We start from the raw sequence: 15,268 nt of genomic DNA, 5'->3' as shown, positions 1-15,268 counted from the left end.
AGGCCCCAAAACACAACAAGCAGCCTGAACAGGCTGCTTGTTGACCTCAGACCCTCGGATGATGCCTGAACGTTAATGGACCACCGTAATCGCGAGCTCCCGGGCCGACAACCAGCGATACCAGACCCCGGCGGCTTCCCGGCAACATGGCGTCCCTTCACAGCCGCTCAGTTCCCGGCTGAGTTTGCCTTTCTTCACCCAGATCTCCAGCATCGCATCCACGCCATCTTCACTGAGCCCGAAATGCTGCGCCAGCACAGCCCGACTGGTCTTCCCACGCTTTTCAAGAAACTGCCGCAGCTGTTGTAGAATCATAAAACCACGACCTCCCGCGGCTGCTTACGTCCCTGAACCTTAAAGGCGATCGCTAACCCGGTATTGATGGCAGCAAACAGCGCAATCCACAGCGCACTGCTGACCGGGTGATCGGTAAAGTGGGCCACCTGATACAGCAAGGTGGCACAGGTGTAAGCCAACAGCATGGTCCAGCTGGCAATCAACATCGAGAACTTCTGGCCAAATTCACGAACATATGCTCCCATCGCCGCCACACAGGGCGTGTACAACAAGATGAACACCAAATACGCCATCGCGGCTGAACCACTGACAAAGTGGGCCTGGATATTACTGAACACCGATGCATCCACTTCCTGCGCTTCTGCCACGGCATCCAGATCCGTCAGCTCACCGACTTCAATCCCCAGCGGATCGCTGTAGCTGAGGTCGGCCAGGTTGGCCGGAATCGAGGCCAACGCTTCTTGCAAACTGCCCAGCAGATCATATTCTGCCTCTTCTTCCGCCGCCGAAGGCGCGTACAGGCTGTTCAGGGTCCCGACCACAGCTTCTTTGGCAAAAATACCCGTGATAATCCCAACCGTCGCCGGCCAGTTATCTTCCTGGATGCCAATCGGTGCCAGTACCGGTGTGACCACTTGCGCTGCCTTAGACAACACAGAATTCTCACTGTCTTCGTTCCCAAATGTCCCGTCCACGCCCAGCGAGTTCAGGAAGCTCAAACAAGCAACCACCACCACAATCGTCTTCCCGGCGCCCAGCACAAAACGCTTCAGTTTCTGCCAGGTTTTGATCCCGACATTGTGCAGCGTTGGCAGTTCATAGTCCGGCATTTCCATAATAAAGCTGGTACTGGTGCCCGGGTAGAGCGTATGCCGTAACAGTAATCCCGTGAGTACCGCAGCCAGGATCCCGAGCACATACAGACCAAACACCACATTCTGACCGTTTTCCGGGAAGAAAGCGGCAGCAAACAGGGCATAGACCGGCAAGCGGGCGCCGCAGGACATGAAAGGTGCCATGGCCGCCGCCAGCTTACGCTCGCGCTCCTGCTCCAGCGTCCGGGTCGCCATGATCGCCGGCACATTACAACCAAAACCCAGTACCAGCGGCACAAATGCCTTACCCGGCAGGCCCACCTGCTGCATCACTTTATCCAGTACAAACGCAGCCCGCGCCATATAGCCGGAACTTTCCAATAGCGCCATAAACAGGTACAGGCAAGCGATCACCGGAATGAAGGTCGCCACAGTCTGAATACCACCGCCGAGACCATCGGCAATCACAGTCACCAACCAGAGCGGTAAGTGCCCGTCCAGCAGGTAATGGCCACCGTCGACCAGAACCGCACCGACACTGATATCGAAGAAGTCGATAAAGGCGCTGCCGATATTGATCGAGAACATGAACATCAGGTACATCACGACAAAGAAGAATGGGATCCCGAACGCCCGATGCAGCAATACCCGATCGATGCGATCGCTGACACTGCGGCTGAGTTTGCCTTCCTGACGACGGACGCGCTGACACAGCTGATGCAAGAAACTGTACCGGACATCCGCAACCTGGACATCGATATCCACATCCACCAGCAAGGTATTGCGGACATTACAGGCCTGATCCTGATCGCTCGGCGACAGACCCTTGAGCACCAAGGTATCCTGCTCCAACAGGCGGATGGCCTGAGCACGCGCATTCACCACACCATCAGCAAACAACGGCGTTAACTGCCCGACTGCCTGCTCCATCACGTCGCCGTAATGCAAGGTAAGAGGCTGTAACGAAAAGCCTTGCTGCAACAATTGGTGCAAGTTCGCTTTCAGGGTATTCACCTGCGCCTTGTCGTTGGCCGACAGGGCAAACACCGGACAACCCAAAGCTTTCTCCAGCGCTTTCAGATCAATGCACTGGCGCTGGCGGGCCAGCACATCCATTTTATTCAGGACCACGACCATCGGCCGGCCGAGTTCCCGCAATTGCAAGGTGGTATAAAGGCTCCGTTCCAGACACGCAGCATCGACCACGTTGATCACCAGGTCGGCCGGCAGCGCCATCAGCGCACGACACGCAATGGCTTCATCCGGACTGTTGGCGTCATTGCCGCTGTCGAGGTTATAAATGCCCGGCATGTCCGTCAGCGAATACGACTGATCGGCATGCGTATAGTAACCATTCTTTTTCTCAACCGTGACCCCGGCCCAGTTACCGACTTGCTGCTTCGCCCCGGTCAGGCCATTAAATAATGTGGTTTTACCGCTGTTCGGGTTACCCACCGTCAGCATCTGATAAGTCATGAGAGCACCTCCACTTCAATTGCCGCAGCGATCTGCTTACGCAGGGCCATATCCACACCGCGCACCCGAACCTGCAGCGGATCGCCCAGCGGCGCGAGTCGCACGACCGTGACCTCCGTATTCGGCAGCATCCCCATGACCATCAATTTTTTTCGGGTCGCTGTCGGCAAGGCGGACATGGCCGTCACCCTCCCGCTTTTCCCGCATGACAACTCTGACAGTTTCATATTTACGCCACACCTTATTGATAATTGTTTTCATTACTAGTTGCAATTTTACAGTTTGAAACATGTCGAGCTTTGTCTTACGTCAATAAATCATCACGATATCAATAAATAGCCATATTGATTATATGGATTTTGCATGGCACGCAGATGCGCAATGGTCCGGAAAAACGGGGTTAACCGATCCCGAACCTGAACCGCTCATCCAGTGTGAGTGACGGGTTAAACCGTCACCGAGGCGGGAAGTCGCTGCTCGACAAGCTCGAGGGCTGCGACCGGATCCAGCGGCTTGGTCAGCTTGCAGTAACGGGAGGCGACAGGGTATGCCTGCCGGCGTTGATCGGAGGGATCGACCAACAGGATGAAATAGTAGTCAGCTTCAGGCATCTCCTGAGCCAGGCGCTCCCCGACCACGTCGCCGCGCAAGCCCGGGATATCCTGATCGCAGATCACCAGTTGCGGACAATGATGCTTGGCCAGGATCACAGCCTCATAGCCATCATGGGCCTCCAGACAAGAATAGGCCTGGAGAAGCGCCGTCAGGCAGGCAAGCACCTCAGGTTCGGACGCCACAATCAGAATTTGAGGCGCACTGGATGCAGCAGTGGCCACAGGCACCGGTACCTGCGATGGTGCGGCCGTCTGCTGATACAGGGGTAAACTGAGTATGAATTCACTGCCGATCCCCTGGTAACTAATCACCGATACTTCGCCGCCATAGGATTCTGCCAGCTGTTTCACCGTGCTGAGCCCTAAGCCGAATCCCGACGCCAACTTTGCCGCATCCGGACGCACCGGTTCCGTCGCTTGACTGTAACTGTCGAAGACTTTCTCTTTAAGGGTTTCGGACATCCCTCTGCCGGTGTCGCTGACCGAGAGGACCAGCCGCTCTCCCCGGGTTTTCACTACCACGCTGATCGTCCCCTGATGCGAGGTATATTTCAGCGCATTCGACAACAAGTTCCCCAGCATGATCTCCAGGTGAAAAGGCGCTATCTTCACACTCACGCCCCGGGTTTCATCTTCCAGTGACAGCGCGATTTGCTTACGCTCAGCCTCGTACTGCCAGCTCATACAGCACGCTTTAATCACCGGTGTGATCAGCTGAACACAGATATGTTCCGGCGTCATAAACGCCTTGGTATCACGCTTGAGCAATTCCTCAACCAAGTGAAGCGAGTGTTCAATCCGCTGCGTCGCCACTTGCAGCGTTTGTGCCCCTTCCCCGGATTTACTGGCCTGAAACTGCGGCATTAAATCCTGGATCAGGGTAAATGGCGTGCTCAGCTCCTGATGTAACTGCGCCATAAAATTTTGGCGCATCTGCAAGACCTGCTTTAAATGCAGGTTACTGGCATACAACTGTTTTTTTTCAAGTTCTATCTGAGCGGTGTTCCGAAACACCGACTGCTGCACCGCCAGTTGCTCCCGCTGTTTTACCCGGATCCGCCAGAGGGTCAGCCCCAGGATCAGCAGAACCGGACAGGCAATCGCCAACGTCACCAGCAACGGCGAGATAAACCAAGGGGGCTGGACCCGAAACGGCAGTTCCACCATCACGGCACCGGATGCACCGGTCCCGGCCAAACGAACCTGAAGATGGTAAGTTCCGGCATCCAGTTGATCAAAGTAAAGCATGGAATCATGAAACGACTGCCAGGACTCTTCCGAGCTGCCCAGCAAACGATATTGCAACTGACGCATCCCGGAAAAAGGCAATACCCCGACACGAATACTGAGAGAGGCCCCCTGCTGCAGTTCAAGGACCGGAGCTGTGGCCCCACCCTGCCGGACCAGTTGGTGATCAATATAGATTTCACTCATGATCACCGAAATGAGCTTTTTGCTGGCATCCAAGAGCTTGCCCGGCTCGACCATCATCAGACCGTTCCGGCCGCCGATCAGTAAAGCGCCCGAGCGCAGCCGCTGACAGGTCGGCGCATAGAACTCGGTGCTGATCAGACCGACGGGCGGCCGTAAATGCTGCTGCAATACACCGGAAAAAGCAACGGACAAAATCCCCTGGCTCGACACAATCCAATTGCCGCCATTGCCGCCGATCATACAGTACAGGCGGGCATGCTGATCATTCAGCTGTGCCGGTTGCAGCGACACCGGCTGACGACTCTCGAGATATTGCAGGCTGTGGTTATTCACCACCCACAATCGCGCCAGCTTATCTTCAAATAATTCAGTCACCCCGCCCTGGGCCTTGGCAGACGCCACCACTTGCAAGCGGCCGGCATCAAACCGATACAGGGCATAATCCGTCCCGACCCAGATTTGCTTCTGGCGATCTTCAAACAAGGTGGTGATCAACTCACTGCCGTGCGGGGCCTGAATCCAGTGTTGGCCGAATGCATTCACTTCCCCGGAGTCCGGCCAGTAGCGATAGAGCCGCGAATGCTTGCCGATCCAAACCGAATTAAAGTGATCCACCAGCAAATTGGTGATCGCACCGGGCCGTACCCGACTCGGCAGCGCAACCGACGACCAGGAGTGCGTCGCCACGGAATACACCAGTAACCTCTCATTGGCAGCCAGCCACAGTGTACCGTCACGGTAGGCCATGTGTTGGATCGGACCGAGCTGCGGCAGATGGCGGATCTCTTCCAGCTGGTCATTCAACACCACCAGCCCGTTGTCACTGGCAAGCCAAATCGACCCATCGGCCAGCTCGACCATATCATTGATCTGGCTGGCCGGAAGCGCATTCAGCCCGGCCCCGTACGGGCGCAGCTTGAAGATATCGACTTTGGATGAGGAGTAATTCAGCCCTTGATTGGTCCCGACCCACAACCCATCCCGGTCATTAACCAGCAAAGCCGTAATGTGATTACCGTGCAGCGACATCAAATCACGGCTCCGGGCCTGGAAATGATTCAGCGTCTGCCCCTGAAGATCCAGCAAGCGCAGCCCGTCCAGCGTCCCGACCCACAGCCCGGCCGAAGTTTCGCTGATTGCGGAAATCGGTAAATTATCGAGCCTGATATGTTGGCGGGATTGCTCATGCTGGGTATTGCGCGACGCATAGAGGCCACGCTGGGTGCCGAACCACAGCTGTTGCCGGCTATCGGTGAACACTGCTGTCACCTTTTGCTCCGGATACAGCACAGCATCTGAGAACTGACGCGCGGTGAACTCATATGCCCCTTTCTCCACGGCAATAAACAGCGACTGCCCCGAACTGAACAGACCGGTCACCGTTTCATTGTTCGGATAGGGATAAAACGTTGCCCGCCCGACCGGTCGCTGAAAAGCCACCAAGCCTTCCTGAGCGGCAAACCAGGCCGTGTCCCCCTGAACTTCAACAAACCGTAAATTGCTATGGGTGATCGGCAAACGGCGTAATTGCAGCGTTGCCGGGGAGTACGTATAGCCGGCCCCATCAATCACTAACCACAGTGTCTGCGCCACCATCGCAACATCTTTGACGCCGGTGATTAACTGGCCTTTCGCATCCGTCACATTTTTCAGCGCACGGCCATCATAGAACAGCAGCTCGCCCCGGACATCCAGGATCCACAGGCCACCAGCCGGGTTATTGAACATTTTGACCGGCGTGACAAAGCTGCCGCCATCTTGATAAGGCAGCGGATAAAACACATATTCGGTGCCTGGCTGCGCCACAGCAGCTCCGCTGTAGGTCCACACAGACAACAACAATAATAAGGTGACCAGGGCGTTTATCATGCGAAGAAAATACTAATACCGCGAACGCGTGTACATCGTTCGACCATTATGCAGGACCACCGCACTTTTTGGTCACCAGGATTTATAAATTGAGTGGTAAGGCATAAAAAAAAAGCGCACTCATGTGCGCTTTATCATCAACCCGGCATCACTGCCAGCAGTTTCTGCCGTTCATTCTGGGCATTCTGGACGAATCGACCACGCATCGAATTCGGCACAGGTGCAGCCTGAGGCAGCGGGACTTTCATGGCATTGACCGCCCGGTTCTTCTTGAGCAGCTCATAATGCAGATGCGGCCCGGTGGAGCGGCCGGTGTTTCCGCTCAGCGCAATCCGCTGCCCCATGGTGACTTTGTCACCGACCTTCACCAGCAGGCGGTGCAGGTGAAGGTAGCGGGTCGTATATTCACGACCATGCTTGATCACCACATAGTTACCGGCCAGTGAATGCTTGCTGGCTTTCACCACCACACCGTCTCCGGCCGCCAGAACCGGCGTTCCAATCGGGGTGGCAAAATCGGTACCGTGATGCGGAGACGTCCGCCTGGTGATCGGGTGCAGCCGCTGCGGATTGAACGGTGAACTGATGCGATAGCGCTTAGCCAACGGATAGCGGCGCAGCGCCCGGTTCAGGCTACGCCCTTCTTCATCATAAAATTCGCCGTCATCATGGCGCATGATGAAGACTTCCCGACGACCGCTCAAATAATACAGTGCCTTCACGTCACCGCGGGAGACCGCTTTGCCGTCGATAAACTCCCGCTCCACGGTCACCGCAAAACGGTCGCCTTTTCGGGCTTCGCGACCGAAATCAAACCGCCACTGCAGGGCCTGAACCAGGGTCTGAATTTGCGAGGGACTTAATCCGGCTGCCCGGGCCGACTGATAGAAACTGCCTGAAATTCGGCCCGTCAGCACCACAGGTTTCAGCTCACCGCTCTCTTCCAGCTGTTTGAACTGATAACCCTTTGCCGTCAGGGTAAAACTGTCGGTGAGCTTGGCGCTACGCTTGATGCTGAGCTCTTTCACCCGGCCATCGTCGTCAACCGACCACTCCAACTGCTGGCCGACCCGCAGGTTCTGAATCGAACGGTTGACGGCAATCAGGCGGTACATATCCGCCTGCGGCAGGCCGTATTGCTCAAACACTGCGCCCAGGGTTTCCCCCGGCTCGACCTTGTGGGTATGGGCGACATCGGTCACCTGCGCCAATTGCTGCTCCAGCTCATCCTTCGGAGCCAGGAACTCCGGGTCTTCCGGGTCGAGTACGGCACCGAGTGGCTCACTGTTTTCTTCAATCAGCGGCTCAGGCTGAGCCCGGGCGACAGAGGCTTCCTGATGACGCTGGTTAGACAGGACATCCAGGGCGCCCAGCGGAATATCAACGCTGGTACGCTGCCCGGGTGCCGTCTGCGGCAACGGCGAGGTGGGTTGCCATACCGTGAGTGCCACGACTACGGCACATGTTGAGAAAAGCGCAATCCGGTGCTGGCGGGGTAACTTTTTTATCGAAAAGGCTGTCGCCCTGAGTATTTTCATTATTATTTAAGACAATTGGTAAAACTCTGCCCTAATTCGGTTAAGAACTGGACATATCCCTGTTTCCCTTCGGCAATCTCCGTTGCCATCGGATCCAGGGTACTGATATGAACCTTTGTGCCACGGACGACGCTTTTCACGACGGCTGGTGAAAACTGCGGCTCACTGAATACGCAGACCGCTTCTTCCGCTTTCAGTGCCCGACGAATCGATACCAACGTTTTCGCACCCGGACGACGATCCGGATTCACGGTAAAATGCCCTAATTTGTTCAGCGCGAACGTCTGCTCAAAATAACCATATGCATCGTGGAAGACATAGTAGCCGCGATCACCCAGTGGCTTGAGTTGCTGGCGCAGGGCGGTGGTGATTTGCTCCACTGCTGCGACGAACTGCGCAAGGTTATCGTCATAGGCCTTTTTATTCAATGGATCTAATTTGACAAGCTGCCCAGAAATGACCTTTGCCGCTTGAATTGCCTGAACCGGCCCCAGCCACACGTGCGGATCGACCCCATCATGGCTGTGTGAATGGTCCCCGTGGTCCACCACCCCGGGCTCTTCATAATGGTGCAGGTCAATTGAAGCCTGAGCCGTCAGCGCCAGATTCTGGCTTTTTTCAGCCAGAACCTTCACCAAAAAGGTTTCCAGCTCCGGGCCGACCCAGATCACCAGATCGGCTTCATTCAGCTTCTGCATATCAGACGGGCGCAGTGCATAATCATGCGGGGATGTCCCCGGCGGCAACAGAATATCAGTCTGGGCAGCGCCATCGGTTAATGCTTGTACAATCAGCCCAAGCGGCTTGACGGTCGTGACCACTTTTAATTCTTGGGCCATGACGGAAGATGAAAACAGCACAGCAAGAATGCTGCAACAGGCAAAAAATCGGCGCATAATATTTTCCAGAGCGATTATTAATTACAAACCCAGACCAAAGATGTTATATTATAACATCTCGTTTTGGCAATTCCCTGACGTACTTTTTTATGACAACCTTAGTTGAATTACAGGCGGTTACCGTAACCTTCGCGGATCGACACGTCCTTGACCAAGTTTCCTTCCAACTGGCCCGTGGCCAGATCACCACCCTGATTGGTCCCAATGGTGCCGGTAAATCGACTTTGGTCAAGGTGATCACCGGACTGTGCAAGCCCAGCAGCGGCCATGTGATCCGGGCACGTGGGCTGCGGATCGGGTACGTCCCGCAAAAACTGCAACTCAACACCTCACTGCCATTGACGGTGGATCGCTTTATGCGTTTGGCCGGTCGCTACCGACCCGATGAAATTCAGGCAGCCCTGACCTTGGTCGGTGGCCTGCATCTGCACCACAGCAACATGCATGCGCTCTCCGGGGGGGAAACCCAACGCGTTCTGCTGGCGCGGGCATTACTGCAGCATCCGGATTTGCTGGTGCTGGATGAGCCGGTACAAGGGGTCGATGTGAATGGCCAATTGGAGCTCTACAGCCTGATCCAGTCCCTGCGCGATCAACTCAACTGCGCTATTTTAATGGTCTCGCACGACTTACATCTGGTGATGGCCAAAACGGACCATGTGATCTGCCTGCATCACCATGTCTGTTGTTCCGGCGCGCCGGATGCCATTACCAGCCATCCGTCGTATGTCGCCTTGTTCGGCACGCAGCAGAGCGAACAACTGGCGCTCTACCACCACCATCATAATCATGAGCATGACCTTGCCGGGAGCCCGGTCGGTCCATGTCAGCATCACCACAACGAGGCATAAGAAACACCCATGCTTGAATTGATTCTGCCGGCCCTGTTCGCGGGTCTCGGTATCGCCGCCCTGGCCGGACCGCTGGGCTCATTTGTCGTCTGGCGCAAGATGGCCTATTTCGGCGACACCCTGTCCCATGCCTCGTTACTCGGCATTGCGCTGGGCTTTTTGCTCAATATCAACCTCAATCTGGCGTTGGTGATCTGCTGTCTCGCCCTGGCGGTGATTCTGGTGAGCCTGCAAAAACAAAAGGTGGTTGCCACCGACACCCTACTCGGGATCCTGGCCCATAGCGCCCTGTCCCTCGGCCTGGTCGCCGTCAGCTTTCTGGACCATGTCCGGATTGATCTGATGGCCTACCTGTTCGGGGATTTGCTGGCTGTTACGACGCACGATCTACTGTGGATTTACGGCGGCGGCCTGGTGGTTTTCGCCTTGCTGTTCACACTGTGGCGCCCGATGCTGTCGATGACCATCAACGAAGAGCTGGCCCAGGTCGAGGGGGTCAATGTCGATCTGATGCGTCTGATACTGATGCTGATGGTCGGGCTGGTAATTGCGGTCGCGATGAAGTTCGTCGGCGCCCTGATCATCACATCACTGCTGCTGATCCCGGCCGCTACAGCACGCCGATTCGCGCAAAGCCCGGAACAAATGGCAGCTCTGGCCTCAGTGTTTGGCGCGATAGCCGTGGTACTGGGGCTGATGATGTCGTGGCATTATGACACCCCGGCCGGTCCGTCGGTTGTGGTCGCAGCCGCAGCCCTGTTCATGCTTTGTCAGTTCAAACGCACCGAGTAATTTCCCGCCGCGCCAGCTGCTGTCAGCTGGCGCTCCCTTAACGAAACAAGCTGCGATGCTGCTGATGACAGGTTTGTCGGACCAGCAAAGTCACCTGCTGTTGTTTTGCCTCCGGTAAGTAAGTCAGCAAACACTGAAAGTACCCTTCATCTTCCGCCGACAACATAAAATTATCGATATACAGGCGATGGCAGGCGTAAGTCATTAAATTGGCAGCTAAACTGTCTTCTACCCCGGACACATGGGTCAGCACGCAATGCTGATAGGCAGCTTTGTCTTCTTTTGCCGCCACACTGCCGACCACAACAAAACCAATCAACAACACCGTAGTCAGCAATACCACGATCAGCCCCATTGCCACGATTCGTCTCATCGCCAACCTCCGTCTCCGTCCGGCATGGGCCTTGAAAATATGCAAAGCATATTCCCATTAATACCGGTTTCATTCCGGCGGAGAATCGTCTTGAATCTAATCTGTTACAATTTTAGATCTTTTTGATAACCATCACGACATACCCAACGAACGGGTGATGAACCATCCATGGAAAGGAGTCAACCATGTCGACTGAAACTGTTGGCTATCAACAGCCCACACTGTTGCAACGCTTTTCGTTCCTGTGCACGACCCTGGTACAACGCTACCTCCCCGATCCCTTTTTGTTTGCCGCCATCCTGACCCTTGTGGTCTTTCTCATCGCGATGCCAGTCACCCAACAAAGTCCAATGCAAATGGTCGATGCCTTTGCCGGGGGGTTCTGGAACCTGCTCAAGTTTGCGATGCAAATGGCGATGGTGGTCGTCACCGGCCATGCGATGGCCTCTGCACCGGTGTTCAAACGCGGCCTGGCCTATCTGGCGATGACGGCGAAAACCCCGGGCCACGCAATCTTCATCGTCACAATCGTCAGTGCCATTGCCTGCTGGATCAACTGGGGATTTGGTCTGGTGGTCGGGGCCATTTTTGCCCGGGAGCTGGCGGCAAAAGTCAAAGGGGTCGACTATCGCCTGCTGATTGCCTCGGCCTATACCGGCTTCCTGTTCTGGCATGCCGGCCTGTCCGGCTCGATCCCACTCGCGCTGGCCAGCGGGAGTAATCTGGAAGTCGTCACCGCCGGGGCGGTCTCACAGGCTATTCCGACTGGTGAAACCCTCTTTTCGGCATCAAACCTATTGATCGTGGCGGTCATGCTGTTGGTGATCCCGCTGCTCAATAAGGCCATGCACCCGAGCCGTGCCAGCGAGGTGGTGACCATCGATCCGGTGCTCTTAACAGAGCCGTCGCCAGCACAGCCATCGCACGACCTGACGCCCGCCGAAAAACTGGAGCACAGCCCCTGGGTCAACCGCTTACTGGCCCTGCTCGGCTTTAGCTACATCATCAGTTATTTTGCCGAGCACGGATTTGCACTGAACCTGAATATCGTGAACTTTATTTTCCTGTTCACCGCGATCCTCCTGCACGACTCTCCCAAGCGCTTGATCGCCGCAGTCGCGGAAGGCACCAAAAACACCGCCGGAATTTTGCTGCAGTTTCCATTTTATGCCGGGATCATGGGGATGATGGTGGCCAAAGGCCCGGAAGGGATCTCCCTGGCCGGAGCGGTGTCTGATTGGTTCGTCAGTATCTCCACGCCTGACACTTTTCCATTGTTCACCTTCCTGAGCGCCGGGATCGTCAACTTCTTCGTGCCTTCCGGGGGTGGCCAATGGGCGGTTCAGGCTCCGATCATGATGCCGGCCGGTGAAGCGCTGGGCGTCCCGGGGGCAAAAACCGCGATGGCGATTGCCTGGGGCGATGCCTGGACCAATATGATCCAGCCGTTCTGGGCCCTGCCAGCTTTAAGTATTGCCGGGTTAAACGCCAAAGACATCATGGGCTATTGTCTGATTGCACTGCTGGCTTCCGGCCTGATCATCAGTCTGGGACTCGTTCTGCTCTGATCGACTCCACCAACGGCCTGCCGGACTTATCGCCGGGCAGGCCGCTTCTGTAAACAGGCATTGGCTCTTACTCGCCCGCGGATGACCTGCCTTCTCAGACGCACCTTCCCGCTCCATCCTCAGATCCCAGCCGATATCACTGATATCACTTAACATATCAGTTACATTACCCCACTGTGTTCCTTTCGCTGACAGGACAGTTCCGCTGAACACTGGCCGAAAAGAACCGACAAACATGTCCGGCATGAGACGGGGGATAAGTCTCATACCGGCCGCTGTATCCAATAATTATCAAGCAAAAGGGATCTCATGCTGGATAAGATGGCTTTTTTCGTCAACGTTATACGCTGTGGTTCAATCTCGGCCGCTTCGCGGAAATTCGAGATTTCCGTCTCTGCCGGCAGTCGCTGGCTGCAAAGCCTGGAGTCGCAGTTCGGCATGCCACTGCTTCGGCGGACCAACAAACTGCTGACCCCGACCCCAGCCGGACAAAAACTGTTTGATGAATTTGCGCCGCTGGTTGATAGTGCCAACCATATTCAACAGTCCCTGCTCGACTATCAGGAGCACGACAAGGGACACATCAATATTGCCTGCACCCCCGTGTATGCCAACCATTACCTGATGCGCGACATCAGCGATTATCTGACCCAGCAACCCCACGTCACCTTCTCATTAAATATCACCCCCTGGGCGCTAGATCATGCCGGTGAAGCGGACTTGATGATCAGCGCCAATGCCACCTATCAGGGCTACCGTGAGCAGGATCTTCATCTGGTCCGCCGGGAGCTCATGCAATGCCCGTTCGTGCCCGTCGCCTCACCAGCATATCTGGCATCATTCGGAACCCCGTGCTCTCCCGAGGCACTGAGCCATCACCGATGCTTGTTTGCCTCCACGCTGACCGGCAGCAACGACTGGATATTTACCTGCGGCCCGGAAACCCAGATGATCAAGATCCCGAAGACCCTGGAGGTCAATGACAGCGATCTCCTGCTGCAAGGGGTGAAAAGCGGGGCGGGGATCGGTTATTTGCCCGAATTCGTGGTCCGGGACGACATTCAGCACGGTGACTTAGTCCCTTTATTCAGCGACTACGGCACCAGCACCTGGAGCCTCAACCTGTACTATTACCCGCCACAACGCGCGTCGGCGGCAGCCAGTAGTTTTAAGGCCTTCTTGCTGGAGCGAGCCCCAGGCTAGTTTTGGGTTGGCGGATCCATCTCTGCGTTTCGCCGACATCAATCCAGTGAACACCGACGCTTGCATTTTCGCAAATTGGCTTTGCCGCAATGGCGCTAACACCTCCGCCCCTGCCCCCCATACACTCAGAGAAACCCGACAAATATTCTGAGCGAGCCGCGGCTGCATCTGGCTGTAGCGCTGCGCACTGTTTGAGGCAAGAGCAATGAATAAGCGTATCAACCAACACGACATCCAGGCCCAGCTCCATGACGGCATGACCGTGATGATTGGCGGATTTATGGCCAACGGTGCCCCGGAGCACCTGATTGACATCCTGCTGGACAGCCAGGTGAAGAATTTAACCTTGATCACCACCGACACCGGCACCCCGACCTCGGGTTCCGGGCGCCTCATTGCCGCCAAGCGCGTCCGCCGATTACTGGCATCCCATATCGGTACCAACCCGGAAACCGGGCGTCAAATGGTAGCTAAAGCGCTTGAAGTTGACCTGATCCCGCAGGGCACCCTGGCCGAGCGGATCCGGGCAGCCGGTGCCGGATTGGGCGGCGTGCTGACCCCGACCGGCCTTGGCACCGTCATTGCCGAAGGCAAGCCGGTGATCGAGGTCGACGGCGAGATGTTTTTACTCGAAAAACCATTGCGGGCGGATCTGGCGCTGATCCACGGCTCTGTCGTCGACAGCAAAGGCAACACCTTTTATCGACGGACCACACAAAATTTCAATCCGCTGATGGCGATGGCTGCTGAAACCGTGATTGTCGAAGCCCACGAACTGGTTGCGGCCGGTGCGATCGAAGCAGAAAGCATCCACACCCCCGGCTTGTTTGTCGATCACATCTACCACCAGGAGGCCTGAATCATGTCAACGATTACCGATAAAGAACACGCTCGCCGGACTATCGCCCGGCGGGTTGCCCGGGAGCTTCGGGATGGCGATATTGTCAACCTCGGAATAGGGCTGCCCTCTTTGGTTGCTGATGAAATTGACGCCGACATTGAAGTACTGTTCCAATCCGAAAACGGCCTGCTGGGGATCCAGGCCCTCGCCGATGCCGACAACCACGATCCGGATTTGGTCAATGCCGGCGGACAAGCAATCACAGCGATTCCCGGAGCCTGTTATTTCAACAGCGCAGACTCATTTGCCATCATTCGCGGCGGACACGTGGATGTCACCGTTCTGGGTGCGCTTCAGGTCGATACGCAGGGAAATTTAGCCAGTTGGATCATCCCGGGGAAAATGGTGCCCGGGATGGGCGGGGCCATGGACTTGGTGGTGGGTGCCAGGAAAGTGATTGTGGCGATGGAGCATACCGTGAAGGGACAACCCAAAATCCTGTCCCATTGCAGCTTACCCCTCACGGCTGCGGGTCAGGTGAATCTCATCATCACCGAGATGGCCGTGTTTGTCGTCTCACCTGAAGGACTGGTACTGACCGAGATCGCACCGGGTTATACCGTCGCAGACATCGAAGCTGCAACCGATGCGCCGTTCATTGTCAGCGCAACCCTCAACCCCATGGTTGCCTGATCATG

At 56.0% G+C, this 15,268-nt stretch carries 13 protein-coding genes; 6 read left to right on the top strand and 7 right to left on the bottom strand.

The annotated features are described in order from the left end of the window. Window positions 1–72: 72 nt before the first annotated feature. The 6 genes from NH461_RS04765 to znuA all read right to left on the bottom strand — a co-directional run bounded on the left by NH461_RS04765 (window position 73) and on the right by znuA (window position 8,939). Window positions 73–315 carry a FeoC-like transcriptional regulator gene (locus NH461_RS04765; protein ID WP_261602114.1) on the bottom strand — a complete coding sequence of 81 codons (243 nt, stop codon included), beginning with the start codon at window positions 313–315 and terminating at the stop codon, window positions 73–75. Next, window positions 312–2,588: a Fe(2+) transporter permease subunit FeoB gene (gene feoB, locus NH461_RS04760; protein ID WP_261602113.1), complete on the bottom strand. Its 2,277-nt coding sequence runs from the start codon at window positions 2,586–2,588 to the stop codon at window positions 312–314. Before feoB ends, NH461_RS04765 begins: the two co-directional genes overlap by 4 nt. Then, window positions 2,585–2,815, bottom strand: coding sequence for a ferrous iron transport protein A (locus tag NH461_RS04755; protein WP_261602112.1), 231 nt, complete (start codon window positions 2,813–2,815; stop codon window positions 2,585–2,587). Before NH461_RS04755 ends, feoB begins: the two co-directional genes overlap by 4 nt. Window positions 2,816–3,034: 219 nt before the next feature. Then, complete coding sequence (locus NH461_RS04750) at window positions 3,035–6,442, bottom strand: ATP-binding protein (protein ID WP_261602111.1); 3,408 nt, start codon at window positions 6,440–6,442, stop codon at window positions 3,035–3,037. 200 nt (window positions 6,443–6,642) lie between these two features. After that, window positions 6,643–8,043: a murein DD-endopeptidase MepM gene (gene mepM, locus NH461_RS04745; RefSeq protein ID WP_261602110.1), complete on the bottom strand. Its 1,401-nt coding sequence runs from the start codon at window positions 8,041–8,043 to the stop codon at window positions 6,643–6,645. A 2-nt stretch (window positions 8,044–8,045) separates the two neighbouring features. Further along, window positions 8,046–8,939 (bottom strand): zinc ABC transporter substrate-binding protein ZnuA, encoded by an 894-nt coding sequence (gene znuA, locus NH461_RS04740; protein ID WP_261602109.1) that lies wholly within the window; start codon window positions 8,937–8,939, stop codon window positions 8,046–8,048. A gap of 92 nt (window positions 8,940–9,031) precedes the next feature. On the opposite strand from znuA, the gene znuC reads away from it, so the two are divergent. Continuing rightward, window positions 9,032–9,793, top strand: a complete 762-nt coding sequence (znuC, locus tag NH461_RS04735; RefSeq protein WP_261602108.1) for a zinc ABC transporter ATP-binding protein ZnuC — start codon at window positions 9,032–9,034, stop codon at window positions 9,791–9,793. 9 nt (window positions 9,794–9,802) lie between these two features. Further along, on the top strand, window positions 9,803–10,585 hold the full coding sequence (gene znuB / locus NH461_RS04730; RefSeq protein ID WP_261602107.1) for a zinc ABC transporter permease subunit ZnuB: 783 nt from the start codon (window positions 9,803–9,805) through the stop codon (window positions 10,583–10,585). Window positions 10,586–10,622: 37 nt separating this feature from the next. Here the strand turns inward: znuB and NH461_RS04725 are convergent, their stop codons facing one another. Further along, a complete protein-coding gene (locus NH461_RS04725; protein ID WP_261602106.1) occupies window positions 10,623–10,958 on the bottom strand; it encodes a VF_A0006 family four-cysteine protein in 336 nt (111 codons plus the stop codon). A 185-nt stretch (window positions 10,959–11,143) separates the two neighbouring features. Here NH461_RS04725 and NH461_RS04720 point away from each other — a divergent pair, with 185 nt between their 5' ends. The 4 genes from NH461_RS04720 to NH461_RS04705 all read left to right on the top strand — a co-directional run bounded on the left by NH461_RS04720 (window position 11,144) and on the right by NH461_RS04705 (window position 15,263). After that, entirely contained in the window at window positions 11,144–12,526 is a 1,383-nt protein-coding gene (locus tag NH461_RS04720) for a short-chain fatty acid transporter (protein WP_261602105.1), read from the top strand. Between the two features lie 309 nt (window positions 12,527–12,835). Further along, window positions 12,836–13,729 carry a LysR family transcriptional regulator gene (locus NH461_RS04715; protein WP_261602104.1) on the top strand — a complete coding sequence of 298 codons (894 nt, stop codon included), beginning with the start codon at window positions 12,836–12,838 and terminating at the stop codon, window positions 13,727–13,729. A 205-nt stretch (window positions 13,730–13,934) separates the two neighbouring features. Next, window positions 13,935–14,588, top strand: a complete 654-nt coding sequence (locus NH461_RS04710) for a CoA transferase subunit A (RefSeq protein WP_261602103.1) — start codon at window positions 13,935–13,937, stop codon at window positions 14,586–14,588. Between the two features lie 3 nt (window positions 14,589–14,591). After that, window positions 14,592–15,263 carry a 3-oxoacid CoA-transferase subunit B gene (locus NH461_RS04705; RefSeq protein WP_261602102.1) on the top strand — a complete coding sequence of 224 codons (672 nt, stop codon included), beginning with the start codon at window positions 14,592–14,594 and terminating at the stop codon, window positions 15,261–15,263. Window positions 15,264–15,268 lie beyond the last annotated feature (5 nt).

Source organism: Photobacterium sp. TY1-4 (assembly GCF_025398175.1).
GTDB lineage: Bacteria > Pseudomonadota > Gammaproteobacteria > Enterobacterales > Vibrionaceae > Photobacterium.
The sequence above is the reverse complement of the archived record's forward strand: the minus strand, read 5'-3'. Positions and strand labels throughout refer to the sequence as shown.